The sequence below is a fragment of the Paraburkholderia sp. EG286A genome, from assembly GCF_040965375.1.
Taxonomy (GTDB): Bacteria; Pseudomonadota; Gammaproteobacteria; order Burkholderiales; family Burkholderiaceae; genus Paraburkholderia.
On the sequence record NZ_JBFRCB010000001.1, the window covers coordinates 892,036 to 910,785 of the forward strand.

Below are 18,750 nucleotides of genomic sequence, written 5' to 3' on the forward strand. Positions count from 1 at the left end.
TATTTTGCTGATGCGCGCTTGATTTGTCAGAAGGCAGAGATGCGCATTCGGTGCAGATCGTTGCATAGCTAACTATATTGGGTTATCCTGTGGCCATGTTCGATCATTGCCTTTACTTCAACACCACGGCGCTCGCGCGGCGCCTGGAGCGCGAGTGGGCGCAAGCCTTCGAGCGCTTCGAGCTCACGCCGCCGCAGGGTTTCATGCTGCGCGCCGTGCTGGAGCGTCCCGGTTTGCCGCAGCGCGAACTGGCGGAGCTGCTCTCCATCGCGCGGCCCACGGCCACGCGCGTGCTCGACGGCCTGGAGGCGCGCGGCTACGTGGAGCGTCAGCGCACGGATGGCGACGGCCGCGAAGTGGCGATCGTGCCCACGGCGCAGGCCATCGCGATTCGCGAGGCGCTCAATGCGGCGAGCGCGACAGTCGCGAGCCGCCTGAAGCGCACGCTCGGCGGCGAGGCGTTCGTGGATACGGTGTCGCGCCTGCGCACGGCGCGCGCGACGTTGGGCTGATCTCGGGCTGAAATCGCGCGGCACGCGTTATGCGCAGCCACGCTTTAGAAGGGCATTAAAGAGTAGGGAGTGGCATCATGCGGCGCATCGGCGCTTTCTGTCTTTCAACCTGGCTTGCGGCCGCGGTTCTTTTTCTTGGGCGCCATTCGGTGCCCTTGATGGCGCTCAGCGGTGTGATCGTATTCGCCGGCTTCGATCTTTTTCGTCCGGATTCGGGCGACCAGTAAAGCCGTGCTGCGAGCGCCCCGCATGATGCGGGGCGCTCGCGGTCCTTCGCATTACATCTCTTCGGCCCACGACATGCTTTCGCGCGCGAGCAGCGCCGACGATGCCGCCGGCCCGAACGTGCCCGCCGTGTAAGTGCGCGGGCGGTCGTTCAGTTCCTTCCAGCCGTCGAGAATCGGCTCGACCCACGTCCATGCGGCTTCCAGTTCGTCGCGGCGCATGAAGTGCGTGAGACGGCCGCGAATCACGTCGATCAGCAAACGCTCGTAGGCTTCCGCGCGGCGCTCGGGAATGGCCTGCTGCAGGTCGAGATTCAGGCTCACGGGCAGCATGTTCATGCCGCTGCCCGGCTCCTTCGCGAGCATCTGCAGCTGGATCGACTCTTCCGGCTGAAGCTGGATCACGAGACGGTTGCCGTAATTGCGCGGGCCGCTCGGGAAGATCGAGAACGGCAGGTCCGCGAATTCGATCACGATTTCCGACTGGCGCTTCTGCATGCGCTTGCCCGTGCGCAGGAAGAACGGCACGTTGGCCCAGCGCCAGTTGTTGATATGCGCGCGCAGCGCCACGAACGTTTCCGCCTTGCTGTCGGGCGGCACGTTGTCTTCCTGCAGATAGCCCTTCACCGGCTGGCCGTCCACGGCGCCCGCCGCGTACTGGCCGCGCACGGTGTCGCGCGCGATATCGGCGAGCGACATGGGGCGCAGCGAGCGCAGCACCTTGAGCTTTTCGTCGCGCACGGCGTCCGGGTCGAGCGAGACGGGCGGCTCCATCGCCACGATGCACAGCAGTTGCAGCAGGTGGTTCTGCACCATGTCGCGCAGCGCGCCCGTGTGATCGTAGAAGCCCGCGCGGCTGCCCACGCCCACCGTTTCCGCCACCGTGATCTGCACGCTGCGGATATACGGCGCCTGCCACAGCGGCCCGAAGATCGGGTTGCCGAAGCGCAGCACCATCAGGTTCTGCACCGTTTCCTTGCCCAGATAGTGGTCGATCCGGTAGATCTGCGATTCGGAGAAATGCCGGCCCACCGACTCGTTGATCTCCTGCGCCGAGGCGAGATCGTGGCCGAGCGGTTTTTCGAGCACTACGCGCGAGCTGCCGTCGATCAGGCCGCCCGCCGTGAGGTTGTCGCAAATCGTCGTGAACAGTTCCGGCGAAGTCGAGAGATAGAACACGCGCAGGGCATGCTCGCGCGACGCCGCCTTCAGGTTCGCGTAGTTGCCGGGATCGTTCACGTCGATGATCACGTACTGGAACAGGTTCAGATAGCGGTCCCACGCTTGGGCATCGAACGCTTTCGCGTCGATGAACGGACGCGACTGCTCTTCCATGAACTTGCGATAGTCGTCGATCGTCCAGTTCTTGCGGCCCACGGCGATGATGCGCGTTTCCGGCGGCAGGTTGCCGTGCAGGTGCGCCATGTAGAGCGCGGGCAGCAGTTTGCGCGCGGCCAGGTCGCCTCCGCCGCCGAAAATGATCATGTCGACGGGCTGTTCGGGCAAGGCTTGGGCAGGCTGATTCGTCATGGCAGGTCGGAGGTGACGCGCGCTCGGGCAGCGTGGTTGAGCACGACCGCTAGCGCGCGGTTGCAAAACCCGCACCCGGCGCAAGAGCGGGGCGCGGCGAAAACGCTAATGGTGCATGGTTTCGCGCGAGTTTGCACGCATGGCGCGAACGAGGCGTCGCGCGAGACGTTTATCGTCGATAAACCGACCGGCCGTTCATGCATCGCCTGGCAGCGAGCCGATCCTCACCCGAGCCCCGGCACCGCCACGCCCAGGGTCGTGAGCACCAGCACGAGATTGAGCGAGAGCACCGCGGCCGCGCCCGCCACGGCTGCCGCAGCCGTGAGCGCGCGGTTACGATGAGACCCCATCACGTCGCCGCGACCCGTGAACCAGACGAGCGCGGCCATCGGGAACGGCAGCGCGAGGCTCAGCACGACCTGGCTCATGACGAGCGCGTCGGTGGCGTTCACGCCCAGCGCCACCACGATGAAACTCGGCACCATCGTCACCGCGCGGCGCAGCCACAGCGGAATGCGGAAGTTCACGAAGCCTTGCATGATCATCTGCCCCGCGAGCGTGCCGACCACCGAACTCGAAATGCCCGAGGCGATCAGCGAGACGAGGAAGATGCTGGCCGCCGCCGCGCCCAGCAGCGGCGCGAGCGTGCGGTAGGCGGTCCCGATTTCGGCGACATCCGCGTAGCCCTGGTGGAACGCGCCGGAGGCCATCACCACCATCGCCATGTTGATGAGCCCGGCCACCGAAAGCGCGACCACCACTTCGACGTTAGAAAACTTCACGAGCCGCTTGCGCTCGGCGTCGTTGCGCGCGAGCACGCGCGCCTGGGTGAGCCCCGAGTGCAGAAAGAGCGCATGCGGCATGACCGTTGCGCCGATGATGCCGACCGCGATCGTCACGGCTTGCGCGTCGGGCAGGCGTGGCGTGGCGAGGTGGCGCAGCAGGCTTTGCCACTCGATCGGCGTGATGAAAAGCTCCAGGACGTAGCAGATGCCGATCACGCCGACGAGCGCGCCGATCAGTAGTTCGAGTGGCCGGAAGCCCGCGCGCTGGAGAAACAGCAGCGCGTAGGTCACGACGGCCGTCACTGCCATGCCCGCGAGCAGCGGCAGATGAAAGAGCAGCGCAAGGCCGATTGCGCCGCCGAGGAATTCGGCGAGATCGGTGGCCATGGCCGCGATCTCGCTCACGCCCCACATGAGCCACACGAGCGGCGCGGGCAGGCTGTCGCGGCACAGTTCGGCGAGATTGCGTCCCGTGGCGATGCCGAGCTTCGCGGAAAGCCCCTGAAACAGCATGGCGATGACGTTGGCGAGCAGCACGACCCAGAGCAGCGCGTAGCCGTAGCGCGCGCCGGCCTGGATGTTGGTCGCGATATTGCCGGGGTCGATGTAGGCCACCGAGATGACCACGGCCGGACCCGCAAGCGGCAGCAGAAGGGCGACGCCGCGGCGGCGTCCTTCGAGCGCTTCGCGCACCGCGGCGGCCGTGTTGCGGGTGAGGCCGTCGGGGGCGCGCTGCGCCTCGTCATCGCGGGCGCGATGATCCATGCAACTTCTCGCGCGTGCCGGGGTCTCCAGGCGCAGCCCATCGCCCTGTGGCACGCATCGAGCATTTGTGAATACGTTGAAATTGCGTCATCGGAATCGGGCCCTCACGCGTTAAGCAGGCAATCCGCGCGCCTGCCTTGGCGCTATCTCAGCACAAACCGGCGCGGCGCGCCTTCGCTGCTCTCTTTCCCTTACGAAATGCCTGAATTCCCGATCTTTTCGTTTACACCGGTTCGTATGAAAAAACCGTTCGCGACTGCGCTGCTGATGGGCGGCCTCGCATGGGGCGCGCTCGCCCACGCCGACGACAAAGTCATCGTGCTCGACTCGGGCGAGGCGAAGCTCTCGCTCATCGATCAGGCGAGCCGCACCGTGGTCGCCACCGAGCCCACGGGCAAGGAACCGCATCACCTGATGATCACGCCCGACGGCAAGTCGCTCATCGTCGCCGATTCGGTGTCGAACGACCTGCTGTTCCTCGACCCGCATACGGGGCAGGTACAGCGCCGCCTCGAAGGCATTGAAGATCCGTATCAGCTTGGCTTCTCGCCCGACCACAAATGGTTCGTGACCGCCGGCCTGCGACTCGACCGCGTGGACGTCTATCACTACGACGGCCAGAACCTCACGATCGCCAAGCGCATTCCGCTCGGAAAGACGCCGAGCCACATCACGTTCGCCTCCGACAACAAAACGGCGTTCGTCACGCTGCAGGACACGGGCGAAGTGGCCGCCATCGATCTGCCGACGCAAACGGTGCTCTGGAAGCTGCAAGTGGGCAACACGCCCGCGGGCCTGTGGATGACCCCGGGCGACAAGTACCTGCTGGTGGGCATGACGGGCGAGGACAACGTGGCCGTGGTGGACTGGCACAACCGCACAGTCGTGAAAAAGATCCAGACCGGCCGCGGCGCGCATAACTTCCGCAATCTGGACGATGGCAAACATATCGCCGTGTCGAATCGCGTGGAGAGCACGATCAGCATTCTCGACTACACGACGCTCACGAAGGTCGCCGACATCACGGGCCTGCGCCCCGGTCCCGACGACATGGAACTTTCGGCGGACAAGCGTTACCTTTGGGTGACGTTCCGTTTCGCGAAGCACGTGGGCATCATCGACCTGAACACGCGCAAGCTGATCGACACGATCGCGGTGGGCCGCTCGCCGCACGGCATCTACTTCGCGAACAGCGCGCCGGTGTACGCGCCGAACCCGGACTGATTGAGGAGTCTCGATGCTCGATACGCTGATTTCGCAGGCCGACAACCTCGTTTCGTGGCTGCAGACGCTCGTCTACGTGGACGTGGTGCAGCCGATCTTCTACAAGGTCGGCCTGATGGGCTACGACGAGGACACCTATGACGCGCTCTACTGGGTGATCGTCGGCGTGCTGCAGATCTGCGCCTCGTATGTGCTGCTGCGCCCGCTCGAAGCGCTGCGGCCCGCGGAAGACTGGGGCGATCGCCGCGCGCTGCGCGCCGACGTCTGGTACACGTGGATCGCGAAGCTCGGCATTCTGAACATCGCGTTCTTCTTTTTGCTCACGCCCGTGTTCAATCACTGGCAGAGCCTGATGGCGATCCACAACATACCGAACATCGAAGTGGATAGCCTCTGGCCCGGCGTGACCGACAAGCCGATCGTGTCGTTCCTGATCTATCTCGTCGTGCTCGACTTCGCGGGCTACTGGTATCACCGCTGGCAGCACCGCTTCGGCGTGTGGTGGGAACTGCACGCCGTGCATCACAGCCAGCAGCAGATGTCGCTGTGGTGCGACGATCGCAATCACTTCCTCGACGACATCGTGCAGGCCGCGTTCTTTGCGGGCATCTCGCTCTTTATCGGCGTGCCGCCCGCGCAGTTCGTCGTGCTCGTGGCCGTGAGCAACTTCATGCAGAGCGTGCAGCACGTGAACGCGCGGCTCGACTTTGGCTGGCTGCTCGAGCGCATTGTGGTGAGCCCGGCGTTTCATCGCCGCCATCATGCGATCGGCTATGGCCACGAGGGCACGCGCTATGGCTGCAACTTCGGCGTGCTGTTTCCGTGGTGGGACGTGATGTTCCGCACGGCGTCGTGGAACAAGGAGCATGAGCCCACCGGCATTCGCGACCAGCTGCCCGCGCCGCACGGCCGGGGCGCGAACTATGGCGAAGGCCTGCTCGCGCAGCAGTGGTTTGCGCTCGTGCGCATCGCGCGGCGCCTCGCGGGCAAGGGGTATCCGCTGGGGGACGCGGCGCGCTGAGCTGCGCGGCGTTCGTTGGGGTTCCTCGTGCGAGGCGGTCTTCGGGCCGCCTCGTTGCGTTTCAGGGTGGCGTCCCGGGATGCTGTTTCAGGATACCGACGGCGCGCCGGATGCGATAATCGCGCATTCATCCCCCACACATGCATGATGCGCGCGTCAAAAGCGCAGTTGGAGAACATCTTGAGCCGTATCGACAATCCGCAGCACGACCAGGAGGTCGGCGTGGCCGACGCCACCCAGGACACGACCCGCATCGACGACACGCGCATCGGCGCCGTGCGCCCGCTCATCTCGCCCGCGCTGCTGCTCGACGAGCTACCGGTGCCGCAGGAGACGCAAACGCTGGTCGAAACGAGCCGCAGCGAGATCGCCGAGGTGCTCGCGCAGCGCGACGACCGGCTCGTGGTGGTGGTGGGCCCGTGCTCGATCCACGACCACGACCAGGCGATCGAGTACGCGAAGCTGCTCAAGGCGAAGGCCGATACGCTCGAGGACGACCTGCTGATCGTCATGCGCGTGTACTTCGAGAAGCCGCGCACCACGGTGGGCTGGAAGGGCTATATCAACGACCCGCGTCTGGACGGCAGCTTCCGCATCAACGAGGGCCTGCGCGCCGCACGTCAGCTGCTGCTCGACATCAACGCGCTCGGCCTGCCCACGGCCACGGAATTCCTCGATCTGCTGAGCCCGCAATTCATCGCCGACCTCGTGGCGTGGGGCGCGATCGGCGCGCGCACGACCGAAAGCCAGAGCCACCGGCAGCTCGCCTCGGGCCTTTCATGCCCGATCGGCTTCAAGAACGGCACCGACGGCGGCGTGCAGGTGGCCGCCGACGCCATCGTCGCGGCGCGCGCGAGCCATGCGTTCATGGGCATGACGAAGATGGGCATGGCCGCGATCTTCGAAACGCGCGGCAACGACGACTGCCACGTGATTCTGCGCGGCGGCAAGAGCGGGCCGAACTACGATGCGGCTTCCGTGGCGGCGTGCTGCGCGGCGCTCGCGAAGGCGGGGCTGCGCGAGCAGGTCATGATCGACTGCTCGCACGCGAACTCGAACAAGGCGCATCAGCGCCAGATCGACGTGGCGCGCGATATCGGCGAGCAGCTGGCGGGCGGCGACAAGCGCATTGTCGGCGTGATGATCGAGAGCCATCTCGAAGAGGGGCGCCAGGACCAGAAGCCGGGCGTGCCGCTCAAGCGCGGCGTGTCGATCACCGATGCGTGCATCAGCTGGGCGCAGACGGCCCCGGTGCTCGATGGGCTGGCCCAGGCCGTGCGCGAGCGCCGCAAGGCGGGCTGAGGGCGCTAACGCCCCTTGCGCGACCCTTTCTTCGCAGACGTTGCCCGCGGCGCCTCTTTCACCGGCGCCGCCACTCCCACGCTCGCATTCAATTGCTCGAGCCACGAAAGCGCATCGGCATAGGCGAGAAATTGCTGCAGATAGCCCGGCGACACTTCTCGCATCAGCGAGAGCGCGCGATGCACGAGGCTGCTCGAATTGAGCGGCCCCGCGTTTCTGGGCACCTGATCCAGCGACTGCCGCAACTGCTTTTCGGAGCGCACACGCGACCACGTTTGCCGGAAGTATTCGACCAGTTCCGGGTCCGGCTCGTGCCGCACGCGCGTCGCCGGTTGGGCGGGTTCCGCGCGCGCAAGCGAATCGACGAGGCGACCCAGTTCGCTTCTCTGCGTATCTGTGTCGAGCCCGTGCGTGATTTTCGATGCCTCGCGCGCGAGGTCGTCTGAAAAGGCTTTCAGTAGTTGTGCGAGTCGCGCGTCGATGAGCCGGCGCGCTTCGCCCGCGTGTGCGGAGGCGCGGCGTTCCAGCGCCTCGATGAAGTGAAAGCGCACGGGGTCGAGCTGGTCGGCGCCGCGGGCGCGCCAGGCATCGAGCAGGGCGCGGGCGTCGGGCGCAGCGGTTCGTTCGACCTGCAGGCCCGCATCATTGCGCATGCTTGCCCTCGCCGACGGCCGGCCGCGGCACCGGCGCAATCTCCACGCGGCGGTTCTTCGCGCGGCCAGCTTCATCCGTGTTGGCGCTCACCGGCTGCTCCGAGCCGAACGCGGCCGCGAACACCGACGACGCGGGAACGCCCGCGTCGACGAACGAGCGCGTGACCGTCAGCGCGCGTTCGGCCGACAGCTCCCAGTTGTCGGCGAAGCGGCGGTTGCCTGCGTGCACCTGCTGGTCGTCGGCGAATCCGCTGACCATCAGGATTTCGTCGCGGCTCTTCAGGTACGCCGTGAGCGGCCCGGCGAGGCTCTTGAGCAGATCGTGGCCTTGCGGCGTCAACTGGTCCGAGTTCAGCGCGAACAGCACGCTGCCGCTAATGCCGATGCGTCCATTCACGAGCGTCACGCGCCCCGCCGCGAGCGGGCCCGCGAGCGCCTCTTCGAGCGTCTTGCGGCGCTCGGTTTCGGCCTTGCGCTGCTTCACCTCGTTGGCGAGCCGGCTCGACAGTTCGAGCTGCATGCCGACCACGCCCACGAGGATCAGCAGAAATGCGCCCAGCAGCACCGACATCAGGTCGGCGAACGCGGGCCAGACCGGCGCAGCGGGGGCCGCGCCGCCGTCGATTTCGTCGTTCATGCCGCGTCCACTCCGGCGGTGGCGCGCTGGCTCGCGAGCTGCTGCAGGTTCTCGACGATCTGCTTCTGCGACAGCATGCTCAGGTCGATGACCTCACGCGCCTGCGCCACGTAGTAGGCGAGCTGGTCGTCGCTGCGCGCGAGCGACTTGTCGAGCGCGGCCTCGATGCGCTCCAGGTGCGCCACGAGCTTGTCGTTCGATTCGCCGAACACGCTCACGGCCGCGCCGAACGCGTCGCCGAGGCTCGCCACTTCCACGGCGCTGCCGCTGACCTGCGCGGCGATCGCGCCGAGCTTGCCGCTCTGGGTTTCGACGCTCGCGCTGAACTGGCCGCCCACGCGCTCGAGCAGATCCGACGACGTGGAGACGAGCGCGTCGATCGCCGAGCGCTGCTCGGTGGAGGCGCGGTTCACGGCGTCGAGCAGCGTTTCGAGCGTGGCGAGCAGGCGGTTGCGCTCGTCGAGCATCGCGGTGTCGCGGACCATGCTGTCCGACAGTTTCTGGCGCAGCTCGGCGATGACTTCGGCCGCGGCCTGCGGTGCGGCCGATGCGGCCCGCACGAGGCTGCCGATTTCGGCGATCGTGCTGGCGTTATGGGCCTGCGATTGCGTGGTGATGTCGCTGGCGGCCTGGGCGAGCGTGGCGCAGATTTCCTGCTGGCGCTGCGCGGTGGCCGCGCTCGTGGCTTCCCATTCCTCGCGCAAGGCGGCCGACATCGTGGCGAGCGACGCGCTCCATGCTTCGAGGCGTTGCTCGTCGCGCGAGGAGATTTCGGCGTGCAGGTTTGCGGCGGCCTTCGGCGCGTCGGCGGCGGCATCGACCAGACGATCGATCTCGGCAATCGTCTTGCTGGCCTGCTGCTGCGATTGCGTCGCGATTTCGTTCGCGGTCTGTGCGAGCGTGGCGCAGATTTCCTGCTGACGTTGCGTGGTGGCCGCGCTCGTTTCTTCCCACTCCTTGCGCAGCCCGGCGGCCATCGTCGCGAGCGACGCGGTCCACGTTTCGATGCGCTGATCGTCGCGCGCGGAAATTTCCGCGTGCAGGTTCGCGGCGGCCTTGGGCGCTTCCGAGGCAGCCTCGACCAGACGATCGATCTCGGCGATCGTCTCGCTGGCGTGCTGCTGCGATTGCGCGGCGATATCGTTCGCGGTTTGTGCGAGCGTTGCGCAGATTTCCTGCTGACGTTGCGCAGTTGCCGCGCTGGTTTCTTCCCACTCTTTACGCAGCCCGGCGGCCATCGTCGCGAGCGATGCGGTCCAGGTTTCGATGCGCTGATCGTCGCGCGCGGAAATTTCCGCGTGCAGGTTTGCGGCGGCCTTCGGCGCTTCCGAGGCAGCCTCGACCAGACGATCGATCTCGGCGATCGTCTTGCTGGCGTGCTGCTGCGCTTGCGCCGCGATGTCGTTCGCGGTTTGCGCGAGCGTCGCGCAGATTTCCTGCTGACGTTGCGCCGACACCGCGCTCGTCGCTTCCCATTCCGTGCGCAAGGTGGCGGCCATCGCCGCGAGCGCTTCAGCCCAGCTTGCGAGCCGCGCTTCGTCGCGCGCGCCGAGTTTCGCCTGCAGGTCCGCGTGGGATGCATCGACCGCACGCAGCAGCGACGCCGAGTGCTGTTCGAACGCGGCCGCTGCCGTGGCGAGCGCCTGCTGGTTGCCCGCGGCGAGCTTCTCGCCGGCGCGTTCTTGCTGTTCGAGCGCTGCCTGCCACGCCTGCGACATCGTTCCCGATGCGCTTTCGAAGCGCGTCGACACGCCATCGAGCAGGCCCGAGGCACGTTGCTCGAAGCTGGCGTTGAAGCGCTCCAGCGCGCCGCCCAGGTCGGCGGCAAGCGCCTCGTTGGTCTGGCGGTGCTGCGCGAGCGCGCGGTTCCAGATGTCGGCGACGTTTGTCGTCGACGCCTCGAAGCCGCGCGCGAGCCCTTCGAGCTGCTGCTGCACCGCCTGCGTGAGCGCGCCCTGCATCGACGCCGATTCGCGCGCGAGCCCCGCCATGGTCGCTTCGACCACGGGCTGCAGCGCCGCGCCCGCGGCGCGTGCGCTTTCGGCGGCGCTCGACTTGAGCGACTGGCCCACAGAAGCCGCGAGGCGGCTCCAGGCGGCTTCGGCGTTCGCGGCAAAGGCCTGTTGGGTCGCGATCTGCTGTTCGTGCTGCGCGGCGCCCTGGCGTTCGATCAGCGTCATCAGCGCGCCGAGTTTGTCGACCAGCGCGGGCATGGCGTCGGCCTGGCGCTGCAGCAGCTTGAACGAGGCTTCGCGCTGATGGGCCGGCGAGAAGGCGCGCAGCGTCGTCGCGATCTTCACGTCGAGCTGCTGCCCGGCTTCGATGCGTTCACGGCGGCAAAGCGCCGAGAGCAGGCCGAGCATGGCGGAGGTGGCCACGCCGGCGATCGAGGTGCCGAACGCGAAGCCGAGGCCGTTCACCGGCGCGGCGAGCGACGCGCGGATGGCATCGAGGTCGGTGGCGCTTTCCAGCGCCGCGCCGGTGCCCTTGAGCGTGACGACCATGCCGAGCAGCGTGCCGAGCATGCCGAGCAGCACGAGCAGCCCCGTGAGATAGGGCGCGAGCGCCGGGCCCGGCAGGGCCACGCGCTCGCCTTCGATGCGCGCGCGCACGGCGTTGCGCAGGCCCGGATGCAGCGTGTCGAGCCAGCCGGCCAGGCGCGCGGGCGGCGCGTTCAGTTGCGCGATGGCCCGGGCGAGCGTGGTCGTGGCCTGCTGGAAGCGATAAAGCTCCCAGGCGCCCGTGACATAGCACGCGCCGATCAGCAGCGTGACGGCGCTCGCAAGCGGGTTCGTGACCGCGTAGCCGGCGCCGATCCAGCACACGGCGGCGAGACCGACGACGAAGACAACAGGTTCAATGCGAAAACGGGACATAGCGCGGGACATAGCGTTTGGGTTAGCTGGTGCGAAGGGCGGCAAGCAGCCCCTCCACCGGTTGAAACCGAATCTCAAGTTCGGCGAGCAACACGCTCTGCATATCTTTGCGAAAGCCGGCGAGCCAGGCGTGCGGCGCCGCGCTTTCTCCGGCGGACTCCGCCGCGGCCGCTGCGGCTGCACGCTGCCGCTCGAAATGCGCGCCGAGCAGCGCGGGCACGCCGGCGAGCAGGCTGCGCTCGCGCGTGCCGAGCGCCTGCTCCATCACGGCGTCCACCGTCGCGAGGCGCGCGAGCGCAGGCGCACGGGCGGCCAGCGCGGCACGCAGACGGGCGCGCAGCGCGGCGATGTCGGTCTCCATCGCCTGCTGCAGGGCGAGGTAGCGCTGGCGGAAATCCGCGAAATCGGGTTCCACATCGGCAGGCTGGCTGGCGGCCTGCGTGCGTCGTCCGTCGCGCCGCGCAGGCGCACCTTCGCCCGCAATGGCCTTTCTCAGCGTCGCGCGCACGCGCTCGCTCTGGCTTTGTTCGGCGCTGGCGCCCACGCGCGTGGCTGGCTCGCCGCCCGGCGTCTGGACGCTCAGCGCCGTTGAAAGCGCGATGGCGTCCGTCCAGCCGAGCCACTGGCTCAGCTGGTCCGAGATCGATTGCCGGGATTCGGGCACTTCGGCGTCGCCGAAGCGGGCAAGTAAGCGAACGAGCGTCGGGCCGCTCAACGCGAGGCGCTGCGGGGCTAGCACTTTTCCACCTGGGCAAAAAACCCGCTAGTTTACACGCCCGCGAGGGGGCGGCCGGCATCGGCCGTCTGCCGGCCGCCGGAACGACGGCGCGGCGGCTCGTGAAAGCGCGGCGCCCGCGGGCGCGAGGCCGCGCCGCGCGGGGGCTTCAGGCGCCTGAGCCGTCAGGCCTTGGCGCTCTCGGCCAGGATCTGCTGGATCGCCTGCTCGAAGGTTTCGACGGGCTGGCCGCCGCTGACCAGATACTGCTGGTTGAAGATGATCGCCGGCACCGACTGGACACCGGCCGCCTGGTATTCGTGCTCTTCGGCGCGCACCTCGTCGGCATACTGGCCGCTTTCGAGGACGGCGCGCGCTTTGTCTGCGTCGAGCCCCACGGACTGCGCCGCCGCGACGAGCATCGCATGGTCGCTCGTGTCCTTGCCTTCGCCGTGATACGCGCGCAGCAGCGCGAGCTTGAGCGGCAACTGCTTGCCTTCGATGGCGGCCCAGTGCAGCAGACGATGCGCGTCGAAGGTGTTGTAGACGCGCTCGCGCGGCCCGAACGCGAAGCCGACGCTCGCGCCGCGCTCGCCGATCATGGCCTGCGTTTCGGCGATCTGCTCGGCCGTGCGGCCGTACTTCTTGCCGAGATACTCGACCACGGATTCGCCGCCGGGGCCCATCTGCGGATTCAGTTCGAAGGGGTGCACGACGATCTGTGCGTCGACGGTGTCGCGCAGTCGTTCGAGCGCGAGGTTCAGCGACGAGAGGCCGATTGCGCACCACGGGCACGCGATGTCGGAGACGAAATCGATTCTGAGCGGTTGTTTCATGGCTTTCCTGATCCGGTTGAACGCCGGGCAACTGAGGCGCGGTGCAGCGCGGGTGCGCAAGCAGCGTGCGCACCCGGCGGGGAGGATTCGTCAGTTCATTCGTCCATCATACGGGCTTTGACCTTCTTGCCCTTGACCTTGCCCGCGTTGAGCTTGCGCAGCGCGTCGCGCGCGATGCTGCGCTCCACGGCCACGTAGGTCGAAAAGTCGGTCACGTTGATCTTGCCGATCTGCGAGCCGCTGAAGCCGGCTTCGCCGGTGAGCGCGCCGAGCACGTCGCCGGGGCGGATCTTTTCCTTGCGGCCGCCCAGGATCTGCAGCGTTTCCATCGGCGGCAACAGCGGCTCGTTGCTGGCGGGCTTCAGTTCCGCGAGGGGACTCCACTCGACTTCGCGCTTGAGGGCCTGTTCGATGCCGCCCACGCGGCCCATCTCGTCCATGCTCGCGAGGCTGAGCGCCCAGCCGTCCTGGTCGGCGCGGCCCGTGCGGCCGATGCGGTGCACGTACACCTCCGGGTCGGGGGTGACGTCCACGTTGATCACGGCTTCGAGCTGCGCGATGTCGAGCCCGCGCGCGGCCACGTCGGTCGCCACGAGCACGGAGCAGCTGCGGTTGGCGAACTGGATCAGCACCTGATCGCGCTCGCGCTGGTCGAGCTCGCCGTGCAGCGCGAGCGCGTGAAAGCCCTGCGCGCGCAGCACGTCGAGCAGGTCGCGGCATTGCTGCTTGGTGTTGCAGAACGCGAGCGTGCTCACGGGGCGGAAGTGGTTGAGCAGCATGCCCACGGCGTGCAGGCGCTCGTCTTCCGTGACCTCATAGAAGCGCTGACGGATCTTGCTGTCGTCGTGATGCTCTTCGAGCTTGACTTCCTTCGGGTTCCGAAGGAATTGCTGGCTCAGCTTCGTAATGCCTTCGGGATAGGTCGCCGAGAAGAGCAGCGTCTGGCGCTCCTTGGGACATTGGCGCGCCACGGTGGCGATGTCGTCGAAAAAGCCCATGTCGAGCATGCGGTCGGCTTCGTCGAGCACGAGCGTATTGAGCGCGCCGAGCGCGAGGTTGCCGCGCTCCAGATGGTCCATGATGCGGCCCGGCGTGCCCACGACGATATGCGCGCCGTGTTCGAGGCTCGCCGCCTGGGGACGCATGGGCGTGCCGCCGCACAGCGTCAGCACCTTGATGTTCTCTTCGGCGCGCGCGAGGCGGCGGATTTCCTGCGTGACCTGGTCGGCCAGCTCGCGCGTGGGGCAGAGGATCATGGCCTGCACGTCCTGACGGCGCGGGTCGAGGCGCGACAGCAGCGCGAGCGAGAAGGCCGCCGTCTTGCCGCTGCCAGTCTTGGCCTGGGCAATCAGGTCGTGGCCCGCGAAGGCGATGGGCAGGCTCGCGGCCTGGATCGGCGTCATGTCGACGTAACCGAGGCGCGTGAGGTTCTCGAGCATGGCGGGCGCGAGCGGCAGCTCGCTGAAGGGCTGGGCTTGCGTAGGAGTGGCTTTGTTTGTCATGACGGGGTCTCGCGCCGGACGGGTGAGGGCGACGCGGCCGTTCGGTAGAAGTGGCGTCGATGCGGGTGGTGCGCGCGCGATGCGCGCGAGCGTTCCGGGATTTTAACGGATGCGCGCGCTCGCGCCCGCGCGCGTGCCGCGCGAGGGGCGACGGCGAGCGCCGCCGAGCAGGCCGAAAATCATTCGTTTGTTAATCGTGATTTCGCGCAATAATAATCGCCGTATATAGCAATAATGCACGCGCGCGATATGACTAAGATCATGGTCATAAAGTTTCATCGGCCGCGAAGATTTTAATCTCGCGAAATCACCTGCAATTAATCCACTTTCCACAATAATCGAATTTCCGCGCCGAAGCGGGCGTCGCGTCCTTGCCACACGGCCTATCTGTGCCGATCTAAGTATTACTCCGTATTTCCCATTTGCCACAATGACTTACGGATTATTATTCCGATATTTCCAGATTCAGCAAATAACTGTTACATCGTTTGCCAAGGCGATTTAAAGCCATTGACACGTAGACTTCGCCCGGGATTGCCGGTGTGGCTCCAATACCCGGAGCCGCGTCAGCGCGGTCTGAATGTCATAAGGAAAGTCATGAAGAATACTTTGATTATCGCGGGCGTCCTCGGCGCATTCGCAGCCTCCGCTCACGCACAAAGCAGCGTTACTCTCTACGGCGCACTGGATGCGGGTATCGTCTACGCGAACAATGCAGGCGGTCACGCCGCATGGAACCAGGGTAGCGGCACCGTCGGCGACACGTACTTCGGCCTGAAGGGCAGCGAAGACCTGGGCGGCGGTCTGCATGCGATCTTCACGTTGGAAAACGGCTTCAACCTGAACAACGGCAAGGACACCGAGAGCGGCACGATGTTCAACCGCCAGGCGTTCGTCGGTCTGCAAAGCGACCGCTTCGGTACGCTGACGCTCGGCCGTCAGTATGACTCGATGGTCGACTACCTGGCACCGCTCTCGGCAACCGGCAGCGGCTACGGCAACAACCTCGCGGCTCACCCGTTCGACAACGACAACCTCGACCACTCGTTCTCGATCAAGAACTCGGTCAAGTACCAGAGCGTCAACTACCAGGGCTTCAAATTTGGCGGCCTGTATGGCTTCAGCAATGACGCCGGCCAGTTCGCGAACAACCGCGCATGGAGCGCAGGCGCATCGTACGGCAACGGCCCGCTGAACTTCTCGGCTGCCTACCTGCAGATCAACAACACGCGCACCGGTAACACGAACGGCGCGAGCTCGGCATCGAACGGCAACAACTTCAACCTGTCGGCTCAAACGCAACGCACGTTCGGCGCAGGCGCGAACTACAACTACGGCCCGGCAACGGTTGGCTTCGTGTGGACGCACACGCAGTACCAGAACCTGATCGCCGGCGGTCAGGGCGGCACGACGTTCTCGATCCCCACGGGCACGAACCTGCACCTCGACAACTTCGAGCTGAACGGCGCCTACGCACTGACGCCGGCTCTCGCCCTGAACGCGTCGTACACGTTCACGGACGGCAAGGTCACGGGTTCGAACGGTTCGGGCGATCCGAAGTGGCACACCGTCTCGCTGACGGCTGACTACTCGCTCTCGAAGCGCACCGACGTCTACGCCGGCGCTGTGTACCAGCACGCTTCGGGCGAACTCGGCGACGCCGGCGCGAACGTTGCGATGATCAACACGCTGTCGCCGTCGACCTCGCAGAACCAGGTCGCCGCAACGGTGGGTCTGCGTCACCGCTTCTAAGCATCGTTGGCTCGCTCCCTCGTGGAGCGACGCAGCGCGGAACCCGATCGGCCGGTCGGGTCCCGCGCAGCACGCGGGCGAATCTACCCGAGGCCCGCGGTTTCATCCGCTTTCTACCTGAAGCACGACCGGTTCGCGGTGCGTGGCGCGCTCATGAGGCGCGCCACGGCTGCGAACCGGTTCTCTTTTGTGGCTCAGGATTTTGCAGCCGCCGCAGCAGCGGTCGCAGCCGCAGGCACTGCACTTGCCGACACGGCGACGTCATTCAGCACGTCTTCCGATGCCCCCCGCACCCGCGAAACCCACAGCACCGCCACGCACGTGAGCGCCGCGGCAATCCACCCGTTTTGCCCGAAGCCGATGATCGCGCCATGCGCGCCATTCGTGAGCCACTGGCCGCCCAGCCACGCGCCGATGCCCGTGCCGAGTGCCTGCACCGCGCTGTTGGCGCTCAGGAACGCGCCGCGTCGCGCGGGCTCGGGAATCGTCGTGAGCAAGGCCTGCATCGGTACCATGCGGCCCGACATCGAGATCATGAACAGGGCGAAGAACGCCACGAGCGCGAGGAACGGCAGCGTGGGCAGATGCGTGACGAACAGCACCGGCACGAGCGAAACGAGTGCCATCACGCGGAACACGCGGCGCTTGCCGTAGCGGTCCGCGAGACGGCCCACCGCGCGCGAGGTCACGAACGTCGCCGCGCCGCCCGCCATATAGAGCCACGAGAGCTGCTGCGGCGCGATGCCATGATTGCCGACGAGCATCGGCGCGATGAACGGGATCACGAGCATGTGCCCGGCCATCATCGTGAAGGTGAGCGCAAAGGCCTTCAGGTGACGCGGCAGTGTGAGCAGTCGCCAGAGGTTCGGCAGCACGTGCGCGAGCGGCGTGCGCTGGCCGAGATGCGCCGTGAGCGAGGGCACGACGCGCGAGCCCGCGAGCCAGATCGCCACCGAGAGCACCACGAGCAGCATGAACGGCGCGCTCCAGCCGTAGTGCGCGCCGAGCAGCACGCCGGCCGGCACGCCCGCGATGGCGGCGATGGAGAACGCCGTCATGATGACGCCCGTGGCCGCGCCGCGCCGCGCGGCGGGAATCACGTCGCTCACGATCGCCATCACGATCGAGCCGAGCACGCCGCCGGTGAGACCCGCGAACGCACGCGCGGCGAGCAGCAGATGAAAGTTCGTGGCGAGCGCGCAGGCGAAATTGGAGAGCGCGAACAGCGCGTAGGCCACCTGCAGCAGGCGGCGGCGATCGAAACGGTCGATATACGTCGCAGCAAGGAGTCCTGATAGACCCGAACAGAGCGAATACGCGGACACGGCCGTCGCGAACGCCGCGGGCGTGATCGCGAACGCGTGCATGATCTGCGGGCCGAGCGGCATCATCACCATGAAATCCATGATGACGGTGAACTGCGTGAGCGCCAGCAGCCAGAGCAGGGTGCGTTCGCGCAGCGGTGTGAGAGAAGTGGTCATGTATGGGCTTGGCGCCTGAAAGTAAAAAGGCGCGGCAGTGTTGCCGCGCCAGCGTGATCGATCAGTCGTCGATCGTTTCGTGGGCCCCCTGCGCGCCGCGGCGCCAGTAGGCGGAAGCGCGAATGCGCTTCTTGTCGACGCCGCGCTCGTTGCACAGATGCGCGCGCACCGCGCGGATCGCCGAGGCTTCGCCGGCGGCCCAGACGTAGCCCTCGCCCGGCGGCAGCCACACTTCGGACACGCCGTCCACGAGCGGATGTTCCGACTCGCTTTCGTCGCGATAGCACCACGTTGCGTAGAGATCGGCGTCGGTGGGCAGTTCGATGCGGGCCTCGCGATTCGCCACTTCGACGACCACCGCTACACGCGCGCCGGCCGGCAGCTCCGTGAGGCGGCGCTGAATGGCGGGCAGCGCCGTTTCGTCGCCGATCAGCAGATGCCAGTCGAAGCCCGTGGGAATCACCATGGAGCCGCGCGGGCCGCCCACGCCGAGATACTGGCCGGGCTGCGCCTGTGCCGCCCATGCCGTGGCCGGACCGGCTTCGTGCAGCGCGAATTCCAGATCGAGTTCATTCGCCTGCGTATCGAAGCGGCGCGGCGTGTAATCGCGCGCCGCGGGGCGCTCGACGCCTTCGGGGAACACGACGCCGTCGGGACCCAAAGTTGGCAGTACTGGCTTTTCCTCGCCGGCGGCGGGAAAGAACACCTTGATGTGATCGTCGAACGACGCCGAGACGAAGTCGCTCAGATCGCCCGTGAGCGTCACGCGGACGAGCGAGGGCGAGAGCGCCGTGACGCGCGCCACACGCAACAATCGGAACTTCAGCGGGTGACGCACACGGACGACTTCGAGTTGGGACGGGTTCTGCATGTAGGGCTCCGATGATGTTGGGGTGGCGCGGCGCGGGCCGCCGCGTGGCGCGTGCAAGCGGACG

The 18,750-nt window shown here is 66.7% G+C and carries 17 protein-coding genes; 6 read left to right on the top strand and 11 right to left on the bottom strand.

Annotated elements, in window-relative coordinates; translation table 11 throughout:
• The first annotated feature begins 95 nt into the window (after positions 1–95).
• Positions 96–512, top strand: a complete 417-nt coding sequence (locus AB4Y35_RS03980; RefSeq protein ID WP_368688283.1) for a MarR family winged helix-turn-helix transcriptional regulator — start codon at positions 96–98, stop codon at positions 510–512.
• Positions 513–589: 77 nt separating this feature from the next.
• Positions 590–739 carry a hypothetical protein gene (locus AB4Y35_RS03985; RefSeq protein ID WP_324151143.1) on the top strand — a complete coding sequence of 50 codons (150 nt, stop codon included), beginning with the start codon at positions 590–592 and terminating at the stop codon, positions 737–739.
• A 51-nt stretch (positions 740–790) separates the two neighbouring features.
• On the opposite strand, the gene zwf is transcribed toward AB4Y35_RS03985, so the two are convergent.
• Entirely contained in the window at positions 791–2,266 is a 1,476-nt protein-coding gene (zwf, locus tag AB4Y35_RS03990) for a glucose-6-phosphate dehydrogenase (protein ID WP_368703394.1), read from the bottom strand.
• A gap of 224 nt (positions 2,267–2,490) precedes the next feature.
• On the bottom strand, positions 2,491–3,816 hold the full coding sequence (locus tag AB4Y35_RS03995; protein ID WP_368703395.1) for an Nramp family divalent metal transporter: 1,326 nt from the start codon (positions 3,814–3,816) through the stop codon (positions 2,491–2,493).
• 237 nt (positions 3,817–4,053) lie between these two features.
• Between AB4Y35_RS03995 and AB4Y35_RS04000 the strand changes: the two genes are divergently transcribed.
• From AB4Y35_RS04000 to AB4Y35_RS04010, 3 genes are all read left to right on the top strand, one after another.
• Positions 4,054–5,040, top strand: a complete 987-nt coding sequence (locus AB4Y35_RS04000) for a beta-propeller fold lactonase family protein (protein WP_368703396.1) — start codon at positions 4,054–4,056, stop codon at positions 5,038–5,040.
• 13 nt (positions 5,041–5,053) lie between these two features.
• Positions 5,054–6,061: a sterol desaturase family protein gene (locus AB4Y35_RS04005; protein ID WP_368703397.1), complete on the top strand. Its 1,008-nt coding sequence runs from the start codon at positions 5,054–5,056 to the stop codon at positions 6,059–6,061.
• 180 nt (positions 6,062–6,241) lie between these two features.
• On the top strand, positions 6,242–7,363 hold the full coding sequence (locus tag AB4Y35_RS04010; protein WP_324151138.1) for a 3-deoxy-7-phosphoheptulonate synthase: 1,122 nt from the start codon (positions 6,242–6,244) through the stop codon (positions 7,361–7,363).
• A 5-nt stretch (positions 7,364–7,368) separates the two neighbouring features.
• Here AB4Y35_RS04010 and AB4Y35_RS04015 read toward each other — a convergent pair whose 3' ends face one another.
• The 7 genes from AB4Y35_RS04015 to AB4Y35_RS04045 all read right to left on the bottom strand — a co-directional run bounded on the left by AB4Y35_RS04015 (position 7,369) and on the right by AB4Y35_RS04045 (position 14,861).
• Positions 7,369–8,016: a DUF2894 domain-containing protein gene (locus AB4Y35_RS04015; RefSeq protein WP_368703398.1), complete on the bottom strand. Its 648-nt coding sequence runs from the start codon at positions 8,014–8,016 to the stop codon at positions 7,369–7,371.
• Complete coding sequence (locus AB4Y35_RS04020; protein ID WP_368703399.1) at positions 8,006–8,653, bottom strand: OmpA family protein; 648 nt, start codon at positions 8,651–8,653, stop codon at positions 8,006–8,008. Before AB4Y35_RS04020 ends, AB4Y35_RS04015 begins: the two co-directional genes overlap by 11 nt.
• Positions 8,650–11,529 (bottom strand): DUF802 domain-containing protein, encoded by a 2,880-nt coding sequence (locus AB4Y35_RS04025; RefSeq protein WP_368703400.1) that lies wholly within the window; start codon positions 11,527–11,529, stop codon positions 8,650–8,652. The genes AB4Y35_RS04020 and AB4Y35_RS04025 overlap by 4 nt, the downstream gene beginning before the upstream one ends.
• Positions 11,530–11,551: 22 nt before the next feature.
• A complete protein-coding gene (locus AB4Y35_RS04030) occupies positions 11,552–12,268 on the bottom strand; it encodes a DUF3348 domain-containing protein (protein WP_368703401.1) in 717 nt (238 codons plus the stop codon).
• Positions 12,269–12,429: 161 nt separating this feature from the next.
• Positions 12,430–13,080, bottom strand: coding sequence for a DsbA family oxidoreductase (locus AB4Y35_RS04035; RefSeq protein WP_368703402.1), 651 nt, complete (start codon positions 13,078–13,080; stop codon positions 12,430–12,432).
• Between the two features lie 95 nt (positions 13,081–13,175).
• Positions 13,176–14,582: an ATP-dependent RNA helicase DbpA gene (gene dbpA / locus AB4Y35_RS04040; RefSeq protein ID WP_368693128.1), complete on the bottom strand. Its 1,407-nt coding sequence runs from the start codon at positions 14,580–14,582 to the stop codon at positions 13,176–13,178.
• A gap of 102 nt (positions 14,583–14,684) precedes the next feature.
• Positions 14,685–14,861, bottom strand: coding sequence for a hypothetical protein (locus AB4Y35_RS04045; protein ID WP_368703403.1), 177 nt, complete (start codon positions 14,859–14,861; stop codon positions 14,685–14,687).
• Positions 14,862–15,179: 318 nt separating this feature from the next.
• On the opposite strand from AB4Y35_RS04045, the gene AB4Y35_RS04050 reads away from it, so the two are divergent.
• A complete protein-coding gene (locus AB4Y35_RS04050) occupies positions 15,180–16,334 on the top strand; it encodes a porin (RefSeq protein WP_069266003.1) in 1,155 nt (384 codons plus the stop codon).
• Positions 16,335–16,528: 194 nt separating this feature from the next.
• Here AB4Y35_RS04050 and AB4Y35_RS04055 read toward each other — a convergent pair whose 3' ends face one another.
• Together AB4Y35_RS04055 and AB4Y35_RS04060 are read right to left on the bottom strand one after the other, a co-directional pair.
• The gene (locus tag AB4Y35_RS04055) at positions 16,529–17,815 is read right to left on the bottom strand and encodes an MFS transporter (protein WP_368703404.1); all 1,287 of its coding nucleotides are present in this window, start codon (positions 17,813–17,815) and stop codon (positions 16,529–16,531) included.
• Between the two features lie 61 nt (positions 17,816–17,876).
• Positions 17,877–18,686: a siderophore-interacting protein gene (locus AB4Y35_RS04060; protein WP_368703405.1), complete on the bottom strand. Its 810-nt coding sequence runs from the start codon at positions 18,684–18,686 to the stop codon at positions 17,877–17,879.
• Positions 18,687–18,750 lie beyond the last annotated feature (64 nt).